The sequence below is a fragment of the Moorena sp. SIO3E8 genome, from assembly GCF_010692445.1.
GTDB classification, from domain to species: domain Bacteria; phylum Cyanobacteriota; class Cyanobacteriia; order Cyanobacteriales; family Coleofasciculaceae; genus Moorena; species Moorena bouillonii.
The window spans coordinates 139854-161096 of the sequence record NZ_JAAHHM010000002.1 but is presented as its reverse complement, the minus strand read 5'-3'; the positions used below and the strand labels follow the sequence as shown (position 1 = coordinate 161096).

The following is a 21243-nucleotide window of genomic DNA, read 5'->3' as shown; positions in this document are numbered from 1 at the left end:
TGGTCAAATTGATGGTCAAATTGATGGTCAAATTGATGGCATTCTCATTAATCTATCAATATTGAGGTTTATTTTAAGCTGACAGCTGACCGCTGACCGCTGTTCGCGTAGCGTGGCCTACGGCCAACGACTTACAAACTAATCCTTAAAATTAATCGGTTCTCCCATTGATCAATGTCTTGTCTGTGACCAGCAAAGACAGGAAAATAAGTAATGGCAAAAACACCATTGCCCAGCCAATTCCTAAAGCCCAGGCTGGGTATCCTTCATAGGGAGTCCTAATATCTTTAGAAAACTGGGTTGCTAGCAAAGCGACTAAAGCCATAGGAATCAGGTATTTTATAGAAAAATTCCACCATTTCCCAACCTTCCAATCACTAACTTTGTTGATGTATCGTCGTAGCTTTTCAGCACCATACAACCATCCCACTAGGATAGATTGAAAAATAGCTACCAACATCAAGTTATAGTTAGTAACAAAATGATCTACAATATCTAAAATGTATAATCCAGCTCTGGTAGTGTAAATAATTCCAGCAATAAATCCCCCTAGACAAACCCCAATTGAAACCTTAGCAACATTTCCCTGTTGTTGTTTGTCGAGGATAGTCGCATTCAAAGCTTCTACTAGGGAAAAGGCGCTGTCGATGCCTAGGGAAAGCAGCATCACAAAAAACAGCAGACTGAACAGCCAAGGTAAGGGCATTAAGCTTAAAGCTTCCGGGAAAACCACAAACGCTAGACCGGGACCAGAAGCAGCCAGCTCTGCCAAGGGGGTGTTGGTAACTCCTGCCATATATCCCAAGATTCCGAACACCACAAAGCCTGCAAATAAGCTGATACCACTGTTGATCAAGGCAGTTAACCAGGTATCTTTAGCAATGTCATCCTGTGAGTTTTTGTAGCTAGCATAAGTCACCATAATTCCAAATCCCAGAGATAAGGTAAAGAAAATCTGTGAGAATGCAGCTGTCCAAACTTCGGGGTCAACTAATGCACTCCAAACCGGAGTAAGATACAGTTTCCAGCCATTGAGGAAACCTGGTAACGTTACTGCTCGTAATAGCAATACCCCCAGTAAAATAATTGGAAGTGGCACGCTGTAGACAACGACTTTTCCCACACTGGTCGTGCCTTTCCAAACACAGAAATAAATCAAGACCCAGACTACAACTAGAGACCATAAGATTGGCCAGTTGATACCACCTAATACGTTGACCCCATCGCTGATTTGCAGAACACTATCAAAGAAGTAGCTTTTAGCATCCCTCGACCACTTGACCCCAAAGGATGCCAGAAAGTAAATCAAGCTCCAGCCCATGACAACTGCATAATAGGAGACAATGATAAAGGCTGACATCAGGGCAAACAGACCGAGACTGCCGAAATTGGGGTGTAATTTCCTAAATGAGCCTATGGCTCCCCGTTGCATTTTTTGTCCTACCGCAAATTCCAGCATCAACAGTGGAACCCCAATAAGGACTAAAGCGATCAGGTAAGGCACTAGAAATGCTCCCCCACCGTATTTCCCAGCTAGGTAGGGAAACCGCCACACATTCCCTAAGCCAACTGCAGAACCTACTGCTGCGAGGAGAAATACTGTTCTTGAAGCCCAACGTTGACGAGCCATCTACAATTCCCTCTATCTTGATAGTTAATGCTTCATACTTCATCCTTCATACTTCATCCTTTACAATTAATCCTTGATACTTCATACTTCTTTAAAGTATTGTCATCGGTTTGCTTATTCGATCACAGGTTTTAGGGAGTAGGGAGTAGGGAGTAGGGAGTAGGGAGTAGGGAGTAGGGAGTAGGGAGTAGGGAGTAGGGAGTAGGGAGTAGGGAAAAAATTCTGTGTATCTCATTTATGTTTACATCCTAAGCATTCAGCCATTGGCTGATAGCTGAATGCTTACGTTACATCTAAAATACAAACCCTATATAGCGGTTTTTAGCCTAATGAGATACACAGGATTTTTTACGTGTTCCCTCTTTTCTCTTCCCTCTTTTCTCTTCCCTGTTCCCTGTTCCCTGTTCCCTGTTCCCTAAAATCCAGAAAATTTTACCTCATAGCTATGATAATTGCTATAGGTTTACATCTCAAATACAAACCCTATATTTCAATTCAACGTGCTTGGTAACTTTACGCCCAGTAATATCGCTCTTCCTGCCATAAACAAGGATAAAGCTAACCAAAGAAGATGAACACTTTGAAACTGCCAAGACGCCACAGCCATAGGCGCAAATCCCACCACCAAGGCGATTACAGTAGAATTACGTAAGGTCTGTCCTGCGGCTAAGCCCAGAAAATAACCATCCAGCATATATGCAATGGAACCAAATGCTAACACTACCAGTAACCAAGGAATATAGAGAGTAATCGATTCGATCACCTCAGCGTGGTTTGTTAACAGGCCAAAGAGTGTCTGGGGAAACAGCATAAACAGGAAAGCAAGGTTAAGTCCTAATAGCAAACAGCTTCCTCCAGCCATTCTCAACAAAGGTACTAACTGCTCTTTTGCTCCCTGACCTTGTAAATTACCCGTCAGAGTTTCCGTAGCAAATGCTAATCCATCAATCAAATAAGCAGCCATGCTTAACACCTCTAATATTAAAGCATTTTCCGCCAAGATTGTGGTACCCAAAGCTGAGCTCATATTGGTAAAAATAGACAAGGTAAAAATAATCGCTAAGGTTCTAATAAAAAGATTACTATTTAGGGTAAAAGTAGCTATTATTTCCGACAAGTTCCAAATTCGCCTCGCTACTGATATTAGCTCTTGCCACTGGATTTCTCGCGTCACTAAAACTAGTCCCACTAAAACCATCACGTATTGACTAACTGCTACCGATAATCCAGCGCCAGTGCTTTCCCAACCCCACCGAATAATAGTGAAGTAATCGCAAACTATATTAGCGGTGTTACCGATAATAGACAGCAGCAACACCTTACCACTCATTTCTCTACCGAGAAACCAACCAATGATTACGAAATTGAGTAATGTTGCAGGAGCTCCCCAAATTCGAGCATTAAAATAGGCAATACCAGAAAATTTGACATCTGGTGTAGCACTTAACAGCGCAAATCCCAGCTCTCTGAGAGGATACTGTAAACTTAAGATAAGTACACCTAAAATCAGAGCAATTAAGCCATTACGAAGTCCCACCAGCAACATCGCATCTCGGTCATTTCCTCCGACGGCTTGAGCGGTTACTCCAGTAGTTCCCATCCGTAAAAACCCCAAACTTTTGTAGATGAAGTTAAACAGGATAGTAGCGATTACGACTCCAGCTAAGTGGCGGATTTGATCTAAATGACCCAAGAAAGCCACGCTGATTAAACCCGCAAGGGGTACGGTCAGATTAGACAGAATATTGATGATCGCCAATTTCCAGAAGCGATAGAGCACATTGTCTTGGTTTGAGCAAGTAAAAGTCATCAATTAACCTTAATAATTAGGGCATTTTTAATGGTATAATAAAGGTATTTTAATCTTTTTTAGTAAGTCAGATTAGTGGCTTGATTAAATATTATATCCAATCCTATTTTTCTAGTTAGAGATTAATAGAGATAGATTAATCGACTATAATATAAAGAATGTACGCCGAACCTAACCATAAAGATTAAACTGATGATTGATTTAAGAATTTTTGAAAAATTCCCTATAAAGGATATCATATAAAAAGTGTAAAGACTAGTTGCAAGATGAACAGCAAGGCACTTGCACAAGCTAAAATCAATAAGCTGTTAATTTTTAACTACTGACGCTGGAGCCTAAGGATGAGTAAAGTCAAGACGATTCAAAAACTACACGCGGAATGGGTGACATCAGAGAACTTTCAGCCCTACGGTCAAGTCATCTTTGCCAGTGAAGATGGCAAACCCTATGATCAAGATGATGCTCAGTTAAACCTCGAAAATGGGATATCCCGGTTTTATATCATGCGGCTACACCACAAAGGTCGTAAGTTTGATAAAATTACACGCCACGTCCAATGTACTCAGTGTCTCGGTTCTCTAGAAGGCAAAGAGTGGTTCATGGCTGTAGCTCCTCCCACTCAGGATGACCAACCAGTTTTAGAGGATATCGCCGCTTTTCGGATTCCAGGTAACTGCTTTATTAAATTAGAAGTAGGAACTTGGCATGCTGGTCCCTATTTTGACCAAGAATTTATAGATTTCTACAATTTGGAACTTGCTGATACCAATGTCGTCGATCATTTTACCCATGATTTTATAGATAGCCATCAGTTACAGTTTGAAATTGTTATAGCAAAGGGAACAGCGGAGCAGGGAGTAGGGAGCAGGGAGTAGGGAGTAGGGAGTAGGGAGTAGGGAGTAAGGAAGATGGCCTAAACTAATTATCACAATTCCTGCACAGATACCTAGATCCCTATAGTGAGTGATAATAGTTAGTGATAAAGTAGAATCGGTAATGACCAGCAAATACTAATGCCATAATTAGTCACAACATAATAAAAAACAACTAAGCAAAACTAACTAATGACTAATAGTATTGCAGATCGAATCAGTTATAAAATAATCAAATCTGATCACTTTTACCTGTTCCCGATTCCCGATTCCCGATTCCCGATTCCCGATTCCCTACCTTAAAAGGTAAATTTTAACTTGGTGCCAGATAATATGAGTAATGACTAATGAGAAAGGAAACCTATGACAGTAAACATACAAAAATTATATAAAGCCTGTAATCCCAGCAAAACCTTAACGGTAGAACAGCCTGAAGACCGTAAGTATTATATCGATTTTTCCTCAGTGCGAGGGGGCAAGATCATCGAAGAGTTGAAGGACAATATCACCTTCTTCTCCATGGATGAGCCGACCTGTGAGCTATTTACTGGACATATTGGTTGTGGTAAATCTACGGAATTACTGCGGTTGAAATCCGAATTGGAAGAAGCTGACTTTCACGTGGTCTATTTTGAGTCTTCTCAAGACTTGGAAATGGGAGATGTAGATGTTGGGGACATTTTACTCGCTATTGCCCGTCGCGTCAGTGAAAGCTTAGACAAAATTAAGCTAGGTGAACCGAAAGGCTTTAAAAAATTACTGGCAGGTGCGGCTAAACTATTGCTCACTGAAATTGAATTAAGCGGTCGGGTAGGAGTTCCTGGGATTGGTGAGGTTGGAGTAGACACGGAGGGGGCGGTTTCCCTAGCAGTTGGGATTGGTGAGATTACCGCTAAGGCTAAGGATAGCCCGGATCTGCGCAGTCGGTTACGGCAATATCTCGAACCTCAAACCAATCGGTTGTTAGAAGTGATTAACCAAGAGTTGCTCGAACCTGCGATCGCAAACCTCCAACAACTCGGGAAACAAGGGCTAGTGGTGATTGTAGATAACCTCGATCGGGTGGACGCTTCCCAGAAGCCTTGGGGACGTGATCAGCCGGAATATCTATTTGTCGATCGCGGAGCCCAGTTAAAGGGGTTACACTGTCATGTGGTCTACACCATGCCCCTAGCCCTACGATTTTCTAATGACTATAGTGCCTTGACTCAGCGCTTTGTAGTAGATCCCAAAGTGTTACCAATGGTACCGGTAAGGTTACGAGATGGTACTCCCCATGAACAGGGCATGGCACTGCTGCGACAAATGGTACTCGCTAGAGCCTTCCCTGATTTAGAGCCTTTAGAGCGTCTTGCTAGAGTAAAAGAGGTGTTCGACTCCCCTGACACTTTAGACCGCCTGTGTTACGCTAGCGGGGGTCATGTGCGAAATTTGCTTCGGTTCCTCAGTACCTGGATCAAGAAAGAAAGACGATTACCTCTGTCTCAAGGCATGTTAGAAACTGTAATTCGAGACCGGCGCAATGAACTAACCCTACCCATCTCAGACGATGAGTGGGAACTATTGTGTCATGTTGCTAAACACAAGAAGGTAGTTGGAGATGAAGGTTACCAAGTCTTGATCCGCAGCATGTTCGTCTATGAGTACCGAGACCAAGATGGGTCTTGGTTTGACGTTAATCCCATTTTGGCAGAAGCGGAAGGATTCAAATCATGCCTAGCTTATACCGCGTAGAAGATGCGGATGCCTACAACTTTAATTCAATGCAGGAACTCGCCTGGGCGATTGAGACGTCCCAAGGGGAGTTTTCCCTGATTTTAGCCCGCCGCAACTATGAAGCTTTACAGGATTACATTGTGCGGAAGTTGCGGCAAGTCTGTGCTGTTGAGTTCCAGGAAATATACCTGAACCAGTCGGTTAAGGTTAAAAGTCTCTATACCACTATCTTGGAGCAGCTAGGGGATCAACAGCCAGCTGCGGTGATGGTCTTTGGTTTAGAGTCCCTGAGCAACCGGTCGCAAGTACTAATCACTACCAACCAAGTGCGGGAGGAGTTTCGCAAGCATTGCCCCTTCCCTCTAGTGTTATGGGTAAATGACGAGGTATTGCAAACGCTGATTCGGTTTGTGCCAGATTTAGAGAGTTGGGCAACAACCACAGATTTTGTCCTCTCCTCTAGTCAATTGATTGAAGCTCTAGCAGAGCGAGAGAGTTATTTATTTACTCGTATTTTGGATGCCGGTGGGGATCAGTTCCTACCCAATACCGCTATTTTCGGTTCCAGCTATTGCCGAGAATTGGACTCAGCTTTGAGGGATTTGCAAACTCGTGGAGATGTCTTAGACATAACCCAAGAAGCTAGTTTGCCATTTGTCCTTGGTCGAGAAGCTTATATTAATGGTCCGATCGAACAGGCGTTAGAGTATTATCAGCAAAGTTTAGCCTTTTGGCAGCAGCAATCTAGGAGCTGCGAAACACAACAGCAGAAAACACAACAGCAGACTAGTTTTACCTCCAGACTGGGTCGAACTACCCAAATACCTACTTCCCTCCGGAGGTTGCCGAAGCAGTCCTCAACCCCTTCAACCCCTCAACCCCTCACCCCTTCACCACTAGAACGTCAAGCTCTACTGCTGTTTCATATCGGTTTGTGTTATCTGAACCTGGCTGAACTCAATCGCTCCCAAACTCGTCACCACTGGATCACAGCCAGAGGGTATTTTCAAAAGTGTATCGATACATTTGAACAAGCAAAACGCCCAGATTTAATCGCCAAGTTTATTACTAAACTTGGCGAAACCCTACAACGACTGGAAGCTTGGAAAGACTTACAAGGTCTGGCGCAACGCTCCCTGGTACTGCATAGAACCTATGGCAATTCACTGCAACTGTCTCAAGATTATGGATTTATCGCTGCAGTCGCCCTTCAAGACTGCCGTTGGATGGGCGCTCAGCAAGCAGCTAGGAAAGCGTTAGAACTCCTAACACGGTTAACTAATACCTCCGGACAGTATCAAATGTCCTATCTACTGCTTCTGGCTAAAGCGAAGGGGCATTTGGGTCAGTCGGAGGAGGCGATCACTATCCTGGAAAGGGCTAAGGAAACCGGTCCAATGGATGCCCCACAACTTTATATTCGCATTTTGGAAAAATTGCGGACGCTTTATTTCCGGCAAAAGCAGTATCTAGAAGCCTTTCGGGTCAAACAAGAACGATTCTCTGTTGAGCAGCAATATGGTTTCCGTGCCTTTATCGGACCTGGTCGGCTTAAACCTCATCTACGCCAAAGTTCTACCTTACTCCTAGAGCAGGAAACTGCTGCTGAGGAAATCACTGCTTCTGTACGTCAGAACGATGTAGAGCGCTTAGTGGAACGTATTGGCAGCACCCAGCACAAACTGACAGTGATTTACGGTCAGTCAGGGGTAGGTAAGAGTTCCCTGCTAGAAGCTGGATTAGTCCCCACTCTCAAAACTAAGGTAATTGGAACCCGCGATGTCGTACCAATTTTGGTAAGGGTTTATACCGATTGGGTCAGGGAAGTCTGGAAATCCTTAGCATCTTCTCCGTTGAAAGTTGACCAGTTGAACGGTGAAGGGTTTTCTGGGTTGAAGGTTGACCGGTTGAACGGTCAAGGGTCTTCTCCGTTGAAAGTTGACCCATTGAACGGTCAAGGTTCACAGCCGTCTTCTAACCTGCAACATTCAACCCAAACTAACCTGCAACATTCAACCCAAACTAACCTGCAACATTCAACCCAAACTAACCTGCAACATTCAACCCAAACTAACCTGCAACCAGCCACCCTTTTAGAGAAATTGCGACAAAATGAACACCGCAATTTGCTAACGGTGCTGATTTTTGACCAGTTTGAAGAGTTTTTCTTTATTTGGGACAATCCTACGGAAAGAAAACGCTTTTTTGATTTTTTCCGGGAGTGTCTTCAGATTCCTTTCGTCAAGGTAATCTTGTCATTACGGGAAAATGATTTGTACTTTTTGTTGCAGGGAATTCGTCATCAAAACTTTTATCCAATCAACAATAACATTCTCGACAAAGATATTCTTTATTATTTAGGAAATTTCTCCTTAGACGATTCTAAATCTATTATTCGCAGCCTAACCGAGCGCTCTCAATTTTATTTAGAAGAAGCTTTAGTAAACACCTTAGTTCAGGAACTAGGCAGCAGTGAAGGCGAAGTTCGTCCCATTGAATTACAAATCGTAGGAGCTCAACTACAAACTGAAGGAATTACTACCCTAGCTCATTATCGGAGAAAAGGTCCTAAAGAAAAATTGGTGCAGCGTTATCTGCAAGAAGTGATCGCAGATTGTGGTTCCGAGAATGAAAAAGCTGCTGAACTTATCTTGTATTTACTGACTGAAGAAAATAACACCCGCCCCCCTAAAACCCGCCAGGATTTGGAAAAAGATTTAAACGCCTTGGCAGTAGATTTAGCAATAGAAAAAATAGACCAGTTAGATTTAGTATTAAATATCCTAGTCGAATCAGGATTAGTGGTGCTCTTACGAGAAAGTCCGGTTAACCGCTATCAACTGGTTCATGATTATCTAGTTTCTGTGATTCGCCAGCAGCAAGATAGCGAATTACTCGCAAAACTTAAGGAAGTCCAAGAGCAACATCGGCTCTCTCAAGCCCGGTTACAGAAGTCGAAGATAGCACTGAACGGCTCCATTGCTGTAGTTTTTATGTTAGCGATCTCAACCGTTTTTGCTGCTATATTTTGGGCTCAAGCCAGAAACAACGAAATCACAGCTCTGATTAAATCCTCAGAAGCCCTTTATCGTTCCAATAGTCATGCCCTCGATCCACTAAAAGATGCCTTACAGGCAGGAAAAAAACTCAAGTGGTCAGTTCGGGTAAGCTCTGACACTAAGGATATAGCGATGAGTTCTCTACAGCAAGCCTTTTATAGGGTTAGAGAGCGCAACCACTTAGAAGGTCATACTGATACAGTCAACACTGTTAGTTTCAGTCCCGACGGTGAGCTAATTGCTACGGCTAGTTCCGACGAAACTGTCAAAATCTGGTCCAAGGAAGGCAAAGAACTCTACACGTTAGCAGGAAAGCATGGACATCAGGATGAAATCAGAAGTGTTACCTTCAGTCCTGATGGCAAGTTGATTGCCACGGCTAGTAAAGATCAAACCGTTAAAGTTTGGCAACGGAATGGTAAGTATATTCAAACCCTGACAGGGCATACTGATTTAGTTTGGAGCGTGCGTTTTAGCCCTGATCGCAAAAGCCTTGCTGCTTCTAGCGAGGATGGAAGAGTTATCATCTGGAGTCTGGAAGGCAAAAAACCCCAAATCTTCAAAGCCCATGATCAAGCAGTGCTCAGTATTAGTTTCAGCCCCGATAGCAAGGTGCTGGCAACCGGGAGTTTTGACAACACGGTTAAACTCTGGCGTAGAAACCGGAATGGCTTGTACAACAAAAAGCCTCTAACCATAGAAGGCCATGACGATGCGGTTTTTAGCGTCAGTTTCAGTCCCGACGGAAAACTGATTGCTACTGGTAGTAAGGATAAAACTGTCAAACTCTGGAAACTTGACGGTACTCGGTATCAGACATTGGGAACGGATGACCATGAAATTCATCAAAGTACTGTAACTAGCATCAGTTTCAGTCCGGACGGTCAGACCCTTGCTAGCGCTAGTGCTGACAACACGGTTAAACTTTGGAATCGAAATGGCAAGCTACTCGAAACCCTTACCGGTCATGAAAGTACGGTATGGAGCGTTAATTTCAGCCCCGACAGCCAGACCTTGGCTAGTGCTAGTGCTGACAAAACGGTTAAACTTTGGAGTCGATACGGTAATGAACTCCCTATTCCCACAGGGGATGAGAATACCGTTTACAGCGTCAGTTATAGCCCCGACGGTCAGACTATTGCTACCGCTAGCAAGAACAACACGATCCAACTCTGGAGCTTAAATGGTCAATTGCAGCGAACTCTGACTGGTCATACCGATTGGGTTTGGGGTGTTAGTTTCAGCCCTGATGGTGAGACTATTGCTAGCGCTAGTGCAGACAATACTGCCAAACTCTGGAATAAGAATGGTAAGTTACTGCACACCCTATCTGACCATAAGGATGTGGTCAGGAGTATCGCTTTCAGTCCCGATGGCAAAATTATCGCTACGGCTAGTCGGGACAACACGGTTAAACTCTGGAATCAGAATGGTATTGAGATTAGAACTCTGACTGGTCATGAAAATTGGATCAACAGCGTCAGGTTCAGTCCTGATGGTGAGACGATTGCTACGGCTAGTGCAGACAAGACTGCCAAACTTTGGAATGTTAGTGATGGCAAGGAGCTGCAAACCCTCGATGGTCATAAGGATTGGGTTCTGAGTGTCGGTTTCAGCCCCGATGGTAAAACCCTGGCCTCTGCTACCAGGGATAAGATGGTTAAACTCTGGAATGTTAGTGATGGTAATGAACTAAAAACTCTTAAAGGTCATGACAATACCGTCTGGAGTGTGGTGTTTAGCCCCGATGGTGAAACCATTGCTACCGCTAGTGCTGACAAAACTGTCAAGCTTTGGAACACCAAAGGTAAACAACCTCAAACCTTTTCTGGCCATGATGGTGCTGTAGTTAGCCTCAGTTTTAGTCCCGATGGCCAGACTATTGCTTCTTCAGATTCATCTGCTAGAGTAATTATATGGAATTTAGAGACTATCAGACATCCTGATCAACTACACTCCCTTGCTTGCGATTGGCTGCAGGATTATCTAAAGCACAATACTAAGGTCAATAAGAGGGAGCGTCGTTGGTGTCGTTAGTGCTTCCCTGCTGAGTCCTGATTCTGTCAGAAGCAGTCTGGAATGGGATTGCAAAAAACTATGGCAATTTTAATAAGTGTTAAGTAGTACGGTTAGATAGTGCTAGGTAGTGTTAAGTATTTAAGTGTTACTACTTAACACTTAATCCTATCATGACTAATCACAAAAAAATCACAAAAAATTGCCATTTTGCTACCAGGATAGAATTTAATTTCCTGATAACATAATTACCTCACTTGCTGGCATAAGCACTTGCTGGCATAAGCAATATCCTTAAAATCATGATTAAATCACCCCTACTCGACCCTGTAGCTAATCACCACCGGGATACTGTAGAAGAACTAGCCTGGGCAATAGCTGCTAGTGAGGGACAGTTTTTACTGATGTTCGCACACTGTAATTATGCCAAGTGGCGTAAGCGAGTGGTGCGCAGACTACACAAAATTTCCTCTGTGCCAATCCGGGAAGTATTCCTAGAGCCATCTGCTTGTACACTCTACACCACCCTCCGACAGGAAATCGGAGAGGAACAGCCAGCCGCTTTGATGGTGTTTGGTTTAGAGTCAGTCACTGACCTTGATGAGCTGTTAATCGCCACAAACCAAGTTAGAGAAGAGTTTCGCAAAAATTTCCAGTTTCCATTAGTGTTGTGGATTAACGATGAGGTGCTGTGTAAGCTGATTCGCATCACACCAGATTTCCACAGTTGGGCAACAACGGTTATGTTTGAAATCCCAACCTCAAGCCTAATTAGTAACCTACAACAAAAAGCCAAGTCTTTATTTAGCACAGTATTAGAATTAGGTGCCAGTGAAATTTCCCCCAATGATGCTATCTTAGGTGCTGGTTATAGTCAGGAAATTAAGTTTGCCTTACGGGATTTGGAAAGTGGGAACCACGAGTTGCCACCAGAGTTACTAGGCAGTCTTAACTTTGTCTGGGGTCGAGAGGCGTATGGATTGGGCAAGATTGATGTTGCTATTACCCACTATCAGAAAAGTTTAGAATTCTGGCAACAGAAACCAGGTAAGCAGCAGAGCAAGCCAGAAAACAATGGTGAGATTCTCCCCGGACTTGGTCTGCCTACCTTCATAACCTCTAAGCCCATTACCCCTTCACGTCGGGAGCGAGAAGCAGTTCTCCTGTTTCACCTAGGATTATGCTATTGCGATCAGGCTAAGCAGTATAGACCAGGAGACCCTAGCTATCAAGAAAATTGGTACAAGGCTAAAGAGTATTTAGAGCAGTGTCTGGTGGTGTTCGAACAAGAGCAACGACCGGATTTAGTGGCTAAGTTTATTAATAAACTCGGTGAGATACTGCAATCTCTGGAAGCCTGGGAGGATTTGGAAAGTCTAGCTAAAAAGTCTCTAGCGCTACACAGAAGTTACTCTGCTCCTGTGCAACTAGCTCAGGATTATGGATTTCTAGGAACAGTGGCGCTACAAAAATCCTGCTGGCAGGAGGCTTACACAAACGCACTATATGCCAATGTAATTATAACAAAAGTCACAGAAGAACAGGGTGCTGCACAGGATAGGGAAGATTTGTTGGCCTATGGAACACAGGGAAGAGGGGGAAGTAAAAAATTGTCCTATCATCCGGCAAGTATCCAACCCCAAAAACAGCAACAGTACCTTGACTATCAGGAAAATTCTGCTTTATCTTGCCTCAATGGAATAGTTAAGATAGATCAAGATGCAGAACAGATCACACAGAAATCTCCCGTTGGTCGCTATCTGTTACTTCTGGCTCAAGCCCAACAGCACTTGGGTCAGCATTCCACAGCGATTCGCCATCTGGAACGGGCTAGGGAGTTAGGGATTAGTGATGAGCCGAAACTCTACCTGGAAATCCTGGAAACTCTAGGAACCCTCTACTGGCAACAAAAACGATATCAAGCAGCATTTACAGTAAAACAAGAACGGCTTGCGATCGCACAAGAGCATGGTTTACTTGCTTTTATCGGTGCGGGTAAACTCAAATCCTCCCAACAGAATCAGTTACCACAGAATCAGTTACCACAAAATCAGTTACCACAGACCAAGAGTAAAGGTAGCCCTACCGTATCTCAGGCCATGACTGCTTCCCATTGGCAACACAAAGTACAAGAGCTAGTCCAACGCATTGCCAGTACCCAGCACAAACTAACTGTAATTTATGGTCAAGCTGGAGTGGGCAAGAGTTCCTTACTAGAAGCTGGGCTAATCCCCGCCCTGAAACAGCAACCCATTGGTAACCGTGATATAGTCCCGATTAGGTTGAAGGTTTACACTGACTGGGAAAAAGAGTTGGGTAAACGTATCTTAGAGTCGAAAGGTGAAAGTTTAACGGTTGAAGGTTTAAAGGTTGAAGGTTATAAAAACAACCTTGGCCAAAAGGCCACGCTACGCGAAGAACCGGCTACTCTTCTAGACCAGTTGCAAAAAAATCAACGGCAAAACCAGATAAACATCCTGATTTTTGACCAATTTGAAGAGTTTTTCTTTGCTTGCCGAGAGCCAGCTGAACAAAAACGCTTCTTTGAGTTTTTCCGTGACTGTCTTAATATTCCTTATCTCAAAGTTATCCTGTGTTTACGGGAGGATTATCTACACCTATTATTAAAGTGCGCTCGTCAGGTAGATTTGGATGCCATTAATAATGATATTCTTAATAAAGGTATCCTTTATTATGTCGGTAATTTTTCTCCAGACGAGGCAAAATCGATTATTTCTAATCTAACCACTAGAGCTAAATTTTACCTAGAGGATGCATTAGTCGATGAGTTGGTAAACGACCTAGCTAAGAATGAACCAGTGGGAGAAGTAAGCCCGATTGAATTACAGATAGTGGGAGTGCAACTGCAAACTGAGCAAATCAATACTTTAGCGGCTTATCGACAAAACGGATCAAAAGAAAAGCTAGTGGAGCGCTATTTAGAAGGGGTTGTTTCTGATTGTGGTTCAGAAAACCAAAACGCGGCTTGGAAAATTTTGGGTTTGTTAACGGATAAGGATGGCACTCGACCATTCCGAACAAAAGACGATTTAGGAGCAGAGTTACAGTTATCCACTGACAACTTAGATTTTATCCTAGAGCTATTGGTCAAGTCAGGTTTAGTGATGAAATGGCAGCAAGAACCAGACGCTCAATATCAACTGATTTATGATTATTTAGTTGAGCCGATTCTTAGGCATTGCTGATTATAAGCTATCAGCTATCAGCTATTAGCTATCAGCTATCAGCTATCAGCTATCAGCTATCAGCTATCAGCTATCAGCTATCAGCTATCAGCTATCAGCTATCAGCTATCAGCTATCAGCTATCAGCTTTTGAATTAAAGAGGTAAGCATTGGTTTAATCTCAGTTCCTTGGCCTTTCGGCCAAGGAATTCATTGTATTTGGCTTTGAGTCCGTTGAACTCCTAAGCCGAATATCTTGTTTTAAGCCAAGGGCTGACAGCTGACCGCTGACGGCTGTTCGCGTAGCGTGCGCGTAGCGCATATGCTTACATCTGATTAGCCTTTCAGTCCCTCTAACCAACTGGATAAATCCGAGCCATCGGAAAAATCGAACAATGCTTCACTCAATTGATCTAAATCAGCAACAGATAAGTTGTTGATGAGTGATTCTAGAGTAGGCTCAATTGTTCCAACCTGGCGTGTCAACTGACGCATAATTAGCTCCAGTTTTCCTTGCTGTAAGCCTTGCTGTAAGCCTTGCTGTAGACTTTGTTGAACTTTCTCCTCTCCCCAAGGTAATAAATTTCCAGAGCTATCCCACCACCGTAACCAATAGTTGGTAATTTCTGATTTTTTGCCGTACCATACTCCTAGAAACAAACCCATGGATTCAATCCAGTAGCGTCCATTAGCATCAGGTTGTTGCAGGGTATAGCTTCCTGAATTAAGCGATCGCATTTCGACACTTCCCGACGCTGGGTCAAAAATCACATAAATTGGTACTTGTAGGATTTGCTCGTAAAAGTACCATTTGCCATAGGGGTAACGGGGGTTCAGGGAATATTCTCCTTGCTCCTTCTCGGATAAGAATTCCATAACCACTGCTGGTACCTCTCCTTCGGTGTGAGGGGTATAGCTCCGGCGAATCACCCCTGGTAAGACTGGAAACACGGAAGGTACATAAAACCAGTCTGGTGCTTTGACTACTGTTTTACCGTCCACATTGGCACAGAGTCCAAAGTTGGAAGCAATCAGCATTGAGTTAGTGACAAATCCGGCTAATTCCAGAATCTCTCGCAGGATAGCCGCTAATAAGGGATGATAGAGATTTTCCACTGGGTCATCGGGTAATTGAAATTCGTCGGGGAGTTTTTCCCATCGAATAATCGGTTCGGCTTTCGTTTGACTCATAGCCCTATCGGGTGTCTTTATATCCTTAAGGTAACGAAAAACTTAACTTTACTTTGTTTTTTTGAAAATAGTTTGGAAGAGACTGTCGAGTTTTTAGGGTTGAGTTTTGAGTAATATAGCGCTACGCGCAAGGCAATAGGCAATAGGCATGCTAGCAATAGGCAATAGCTTATTATAATAGCTTTTGCTGCTTTTATAAATGTCCTCAATGCGTAGTGCTAACGACAGTTTTTTAAATTCTATTATATTTATAGATTACAATTAATGTTAACTACTAAATTAGTAAAGACTAACTAGTAATGATGCCCAAAAAACTTGAAACCGCTACCTATGTCGAAGCAATGGCGCAACTCCTTGATTTAGACCTTAAGCCCGAACACCGTCCTGGTGTTATCAATAACTTCGCTAAAATTTATGCGATCGCATCTCTAGTCACAGAATTTAGCTTACCTGATGATATCGCAGCTGCTCCTGTATTTGAACCTTAGGATGCTGATAATTTTTGACTATCAAATTATCTAGTTTATTGGTTGATCAGCGTTACTCAATCATCATAATAGTTGAAATTAGGATGCTAACCGTGAACCCAACTGATGCCATTGGAATTACCACTGCGATTCGAGAAGGTCAAGTCACCGCCAAAACAGTCATTACTAACTGTCTCGAAAAAATAACTGTCCGTAACCAATCCCTTAACTGTTTCACAACGGTTACCACTGACCAAGCTTTATCGGATGCTGAAGATATTGATCATGCTATTGCTAAAGGGAACAATCCCGGTCCATTGGCAGGAGTTCCTTTTGCGGTTAAAAACTTATATGATATCGCTGGCTTAATAACATTAGCTGGGTCAAAAATTAATGCTGAAAATCCTCCTGCTTCCCGTGATGCTACTGCTGTAACTAAACTCAAACAAGCGGGTGCTATCCTAGTTGGAGCATTAAATATGGATGAGTACGCCTATGGCTTTGTAACGGAAAATAGCCATTACGGTGCAACTCATAACCCCCATGATCTCACTCGCATTGCTGGTGGTTCCTCTGGCGGCTCGGCAGCAGCAGTGGCGGCGGGATTAGTACCGATCACTCTCGGTTCCGATACCAATGGTTCGATCCGGGTACCAGCTGCGTTGTGTGGTACTTTTGGCTTCAAACCTACCTACGGACGATTGTCTCGGGCAGGGGTTTTCTTGTTTTCAGCTAGTTTGGATCATATCGGTCCGTTTGCTCGTTCTGTACGGGATATTGCTACTATCTTTGATATCCTTCAGGGAGTAGATCCCACTGATCCCGTTTGTAGCAATCGTCTCCCAGAACTCTGTGTCCCCCAGCTTAACGAGGGGATTGACGGGTTACGGATTGGAGTTGCAGATGGGTATTTTGCTCAAGGGGCAGAACCAGAAGTCTTGGATGCTGTGGCTAAAGTGGCTAGTAGCTTGAATGTAACTGCTTCAGTTACTATCCCAGAAGCCAAGCGAGCCAGAGCAGCAGCTTATATTATTACGGCTAATGAAGGGTCAAACCTGCATTTGGACAATTTGCGTAAACGTCCCGATGATTTTGACCCAGCTACACGCGATCGCTTTTTAGCAGGTGCCCTAATTCCAGGGAATTGGTATATTCAAGCGCAACGGTTTCGACAATGGTTTCGCGATCGCGTTCGGGAAGTCTTCCAAGATGTCGATATTATCCTCGCTCCCACTACACCCTGTGTTGCTCCCCTACTGGGTCAAGAAACAATGGTCATTGCCGGAGAAGAAGTTTTAGTTCGTCCAAACTTAGGATTATTTACTCAACCCTTATCCTTCATTGGCTTACCGGTCTTATCAGTACCAATTCACCGTCCTGGTCAAATGCCCTTAGGGGTACAAATTATTGCTGCACCCTACCATGAAGCAATGATTCTTAGAGTTGCTGCAGTGCTTGAGGAGCAAGGTATCGTTTCAGCACCGATTGTGTCTTAACAAATCGATTATTAAGACAATATTCTGTTAGCGAAATAGTTGTCTCATCACACATTAAAAAAGAAGTATAAAGAGTTAAGTATCAAAAAATTTTATCTAGCAGCATGCTCTCCCAGATTAAAGAGTTAGCCCAAGAAATTGCCCCGCGTCTGATCGAAATCCGCCGTCATCTCCACTCTCACCCAGAATTGAGTGGTCAAGAACACCAAACAGCGGCTTACGTAGCTGGGGTCCTATCCTCCTGTGGTGTTCATGTACAAGAAGGGATTGGCAAAACTGGCCTTATCGGTGAACTGATTGGTGGTACCGATGAGCGATTAGTCGCACTGCGCACTGATATGGACGCTCTACCCATCACCGAACAAACTTGTCTGGATTTTGCCTCACATCAACCGGGAGTCATGCATGCCTGTGGTCATGATGTCCACACCACCGTAGGCTTAGGCACAGCTATGGTTCTATCCCAACTCGGAGAAACGTTTCCTGGTAATACTCGCTTTCTGTTCCAACCCGCTGAGGAAATTGCTCAAGGTGCAAACTGGATTGTCAAAGATGGGGGAATGAAGGATGTCAGTGCTATCTTTGGTCTTCACGTTTTCCCATCAATTCCAGCAGGGTCTATTGGTATCCGCTATGGGGCATTAACAGCAGCAGCGGATGATTTAGAAATCGTAATTATGGGAGAATCCGGTCATGGAGCTCGCCCTCACCAAGCTATTGACGCGATTTGGATTGCTGCCCAGGTGATTACCACCCTCCAACAAGCTATTAGTCGCACCCAGAACCCATTACACCCGATGGTCTTGACAATTGGACAAATTAGTGGTGGGCGAGCTCCGAATATTATTGCTGACCAAGTGCAACTAGTAGGAACAGTGCGATCGCTTCATCCCCAAACCTATGCTGACCTACCCAATTGGATTGAAAAGATTGTGGCCAATGTCTGTAATGGTTATGGTGCTCGCTATCACATCAACTATCAGCGGGGAGTACCATCAGTACAAAATGACCTAGCTTTAACTCAGTTGTTAGAAGCAGCAGCTAAGGAAGCTTGGGGAAGCGATCGCGTTTTAATCATACCGGAAGCCTCTATGGGTGCGGAAGATTTCTCAGTTTATCTACAACATGCTCCTGGCAGCATGTTCCGCCTCGGGGTTGGATTCCAAAATAAAATAAATTACCCACTGCACCATCCTCTGTTTGCAGTGAATGAATCGGCTATTGTTACCGGTGTCGTTACTCTCGCTTATGCCATTTATAAGTACTGGCACCAGGACTGTTAATTAGGGATTGGTGAAAAAGTTTTGGTTACGAGAGGCAAGAGGCAAGAGGCAAGAGGCAAGAGGCAAAAGGTTTAAGGGGGTGGAATTTTCACAAACATCAGTTCAATTAAATGCATTAGTTTTGATAGAGATTCGACTTATTTCTTCCACTTTATGAATCTTGAATAGTCCTCAAAACCTTAATAAATCAAGGGTTACGACTTATTGAATTAGCCATAGTTATCAATTTAATTATACAGTTAATTTTAGCGCTTTGCTACAATTTTAAGTACATATTATGTTTTTTTGTTGCTTGTTGCCTGTTGCTTGTTGCCTGTTGCCTGTTGCCTTTTGTCTTTTGCCTGTTGCCTGTTGCCTGTTGCCTGTTCCCTGTTGCCTGTTCCCTGTTGCCTGTTCCCTGTTGCCTGTTCCCTTTTGCATGCATGCTAAAGCCCTAAGACTGATTTAGCAATATTGAAATAAATCAGCACACCCAAGACATCAACAACTGTTGTAATGAATGGTGCGGACATCAGAGCTGGGTCTAAGCCTAGGTGACGGAACAGAAACGGTAGGGCTGAACCGGCAATTGATGCTAAAAGTGCGATCGCAACTAGACTCACTCCCACCGATAGGGCTACTAAAAAATCTCCTTGTAACCAGTAAGCCCATCCAGTAGCCATCGTACCCAGAATTACTCCTAGTAATAACCCCGCCAGTGCCTCTCGCCAAATCACTTGACCGGGGCCTAAGTCACGAATTTCATCAGTATTCAAGCCACGAATCACCACCGTAGAAGACTGAGCGCCCACATTACCACCAGTGCCAGTGAGTAAAGGGATAAAAGCTGCTAGGGTAACAACCTGCTGCAAAATAGACTCTTGGGACTTTATGATCGTACCGGTAACCGTATTAGTGAGTAACAAGACAAATAACCAAACTACCCGTCGGCGGGCAACTGTGAATAAATTGGTTTGAAAATAATTATCTCCCTCCGATTGGACACCACCACCGACCGCGTACATATCTTCTGTTGCTTCCTGCTCCAAGATATCAATCACATCATCCACAGTCACAATACCCACTAGACGCTGCTCCCGGTCAACCACTGGTACAGCCAGGAAATCATAGCGTTGGATCATCCGTGCTACCTCTTCCTGGTCTGCATAGGTATGGACATAAACCACATCACGAGTCATAATTTCACCCATGGTGGTCTCGGTGGAAGAAATCACCAAATCCCGCAGGGAAACAATCCCAGTCAAATGTCGAGAGTTATCAGTTATATATAGGTAATATACGACTTCCGAGGTTTTGGCTAAGCTACGAATCTGATCCAAGGTCTCGCTAACCGTCAAGTTTTCCTTAAGGGAAATATATTCAGGGGTCATGATTCGCCCTGCTGTTCCCTCCTCATACCCCAACAACAGGGCTGTTGCTCGGCGCTCCTTGGGACTTAACTGTGACTGCAAGCGTCGGACTACCTTAGCTGGTAACTCATCAAACAACTTCGCTCGATCATCTGGCGACATCTTATCTACTATATCCAGTACCTCCTGATGTTTAAACTTCTCAACTAGAGACTGTTGGACACTGGAGTCAAGATTTTCATACACCTCAATGGCCTCAGATTTAGACAATAAGCGGAAGGCAATCACTTGCATTGCTTCTGGTAATCCTTCAATCGCTTCCGCAATGTCTACTGGTTGTACTGGTACCAGCACTTGCTTAGCACCCTGAAGATTACCTTGCTCCAGCAGTATCTGCAGTTGAGAACGCACCAGCTGTCGCAGTTCACTACGCGAGATTGTCTGGAGGGAAATTTGGTTTTCAGTCAATGCAAACCCTCCTCTTGAGTAGGTTCTACTTGTTTTTCAGTGCTGACTCAAGTCTAGATGCTTTTGTACCTGCTCCAAGACTCATCGGTAATTGGTAATTGGTAATTAGTACTTGGTAATTAGTACTTATTAAGTAGTACTTAGTAATTAGTACTTGGTAATTAGTCGGAAATCAATAAATAAATGAAATTATATTAAGAAATGTAAAATACGAACCATGTTTATTGCTGATCAGGTTTGAGTTAACTTAACCAAAGTTAACACAGTTACTAAAACGTTTGTTTCTTAATTGGTAGCTCACACAACTATCCTTGATTGGATTCCGATATTCACCAATACCACTACTTGAGGCATCTTAGTCCAAGAGTATTTTCAGCGCAATAGTTATTTGAGAGTAATCCCATCAAGCTAGATTTCCCTGTACCTGATCCAGCCCGATAGTAATTAATTTGTGAACAAAAACCAATGGAAAAATTCTTCCCCTTCTTCCCCCTATCTCCCTGTTCTGGTGTTTTACCACTCAAATCGGATTGCTATCGATGGCCTTTTGGCCTTTTGGCCACGCTACGCGAACGGCCACGCTACGCGAACAGCTTGCCTAGTTTAGTAGTATAATTGTACTATTGACGTAGTTTTAGTTATAATGATATACACAAGCAATTAATATAAATTGCTACCATTAAAGGTTATTTACATTAGAT

At 43.5% G+C, this 21243-nt stretch carries 16 protein-coding genes; 10 read left to right on the top strand and 6 right to left on the bottom strand.

Going from position 1 to position 21243, the window contains the following annotated elements:
* Positions 1-151: 151 nt before the first annotated feature.
* From F6K46_RS01360 to gntT, 3 genes are all read right to left on the bottom strand, one after another.
* On the bottom strand, positions 152-1630 hold the full coding sequence (locus tag F6K46_RS01360) for a sodium-dependent transporter (RefSeq protein ID WP_075904001.1): 1479 nt from the start codon (positions 1628-1630) through the stop codon (positions 152-154).
* Positions 1631-1721: 91 nt separating this feature from the next.
* A complete protein-coding gene (locus F6K46_RS01355; protein ID WP_293055188.1) occupies positions 1722-1865 on the bottom strand; it encodes a hypothetical protein in 144 nt (47 codons plus the stop codon).
* A 255-nt stretch (positions 1866-2120) separates the two neighbouring features.
* Positions 2121-3440, bottom strand: a complete 1320-nt coding sequence (gntT, locus tag F6K46_RS01350) for a guanitoxin biosynthesis MATE family efflux transporter GntT (protein WP_081431370.1) — start codon at positions 3438-3440, stop codon at positions 2121-2123.
* Between the two features lie 341 nt (positions 3441-3781).
* Between gntT and F6K46_RS01345 the strand changes: the two genes are divergently transcribed.
* The 5 genes from F6K46_RS01345 to F6K46_RS01325 all read left to right on the top strand — a co-directional run bounded on the left by F6K46_RS01345 (position 3782) and on the right by F6K46_RS01325 (position 14455).
* On the top strand, positions 3782-4315 hold the full coding sequence (locus F6K46_RS01345) for an ureidoglycolate lyase (RefSeq protein WP_293055184.1): 534 nt from the start codon (positions 3782-3784) through the stop codon (positions 4313-4315).
* Between the two features lie 360 nt (positions 4316-4675).
* Positions 4676-6046 carry an AAA family ATPase gene (locus F6K46_RS01340; protein WP_293055182.1) on the top strand — a complete coding sequence of 457 codons (1371 nt, stop codon included), beginning with the start codon at positions 4676-4678 and terminating at the stop codon, positions 6044-6046.
* Positions 6025-11124 carry a hypothetical protein gene (locus F6K46_RS01335; protein ID WP_293055180.1) on the top strand — a complete coding sequence of 1700 codons (5100 nt, stop codon included), beginning with the start codon at positions 6025-6027 and terminating at the stop codon, positions 11122-11124. Before F6K46_RS01340 ends, F6K46_RS01335 begins: the two co-directional genes overlap by 22 nt.
* 281 nt (positions 11125-11405) lie before the next feature.
* Positions 11406-14309 carry a tetratricopeptide repeat protein gene (locus F6K46_RS01330; protein ID WP_293055178.1) on the top strand — a complete coding sequence of 968 codons (2904 nt, stop codon included), beginning with the start codon at positions 11406-11408 and terminating at the stop codon, positions 14307-14309.
* Positions 14303-14455, top strand: coding sequence for a hypothetical protein (locus F6K46_RS01325; RefSeq protein WP_293055176.1), 153 nt, complete (start codon positions 14303-14305; stop codon positions 14453-14455). Before F6K46_RS01330 ends, F6K46_RS01325 begins: the two co-directional genes overlap by 7 nt.
* Before the next feature lie 14 nt (positions 14456-14469).
* On the opposite strand, the gene F6K46_RS01320 is transcribed toward F6K46_RS01325, so the two are convergent.
* Entirely contained in the window at positions 14470-14610 is a 141-nt protein-coding gene (locus F6K46_RS01320; protein ID WP_293055174.1) for a hypothetical protein, read from the bottom strand.
* Between the two features lie 14 nt (positions 14611-14624).
* On the bottom strand, positions 14625-15479 hold the full coding sequence (locus F6K46_RS01315) for a DUF4351 domain-containing protein (protein WP_293055172.1): 855 nt from the start codon (positions 15477-15479) through the stop codon (positions 14625-14627).
* A gap of 299 nt (positions 15480-15778) precedes the next feature.
* Between F6K46_RS01315 and F6K46_RS01310 the strand changes: the two genes are divergently transcribed.
* The 4 genes from F6K46_RS01310 to F6K46_RS01295 all read left to right on the top strand — a co-directional run bounded on the left by F6K46_RS01310 (position 15779) and on the right by F6K46_RS01295 (position 19173).
* Entirely contained in the window at positions 15779-15967 is a 189-nt protein-coding gene (locus tag F6K46_RS01310) for a DUF4089 domain-containing protein (RefSeq protein ID WP_293055170.1), read from the top strand.
* An 83-nt stretch (positions 15968-16050) separates the two neighbouring features.
* Positions 16051-17442 carry an AtzE family amidohydrolase gene (locus F6K46_RS01305; protein ID WP_293055168.1) on the top strand — a complete coding sequence of 464 codons (1392 nt, stop codon included), beginning with the start codon at positions 16051-16053 and terminating at the stop codon, positions 17440-17442.
* Between the two features lie 104 nt (positions 17443-17546).
* Complete coding sequence (locus tag F6K46_RS01300; RefSeq protein WP_293055166.1) at positions 17547-18725, top strand: M20 family metallopeptidase; 1179 nt, start codon at positions 17547-17549, stop codon at positions 18723-18725.
* 277 nt (positions 18726-19002) lie between these two features.
* Complete coding sequence (locus tag F6K46_RS01295) at positions 19003-19173, top strand: hypothetical protein (protein ID WP_293055164.1); 171 nt, start codon at positions 19003-19005, stop codon at positions 19171-19173.
* On the opposite strand, the gene mgtE is transcribed toward F6K46_RS01295, so the two are convergent.
* Positions 19151-20542: a magnesium transporter gene (mgtE, locus tag F6K46_RS01290; RefSeq protein ID WP_293055162.1), complete on the bottom strand. Its 1392-nt coding sequence runs from the start codon at positions 20540-20542 to the stop codon at positions 19151-19153. The two genes, F6K46_RS01295 and mgtE, sit on opposite strands and share 23 nt — an antisense overlap.
* A gap of 451 nt (positions 20543-20993) precedes the next feature.
* Here mgtE and F6K46_RS01285 point away from each other — a divergent pair, with 451 nt between their 5' ends.
* Positions 20994-21149, top strand: coding sequence for a hypothetical protein (locus tag F6K46_RS01285; protein ID WP_293095790.1), 156 nt, complete (start codon positions 20994-20996; stop codon positions 21147-21149).
* Positions 21150-21243 lie beyond the last annotated feature (94 nt).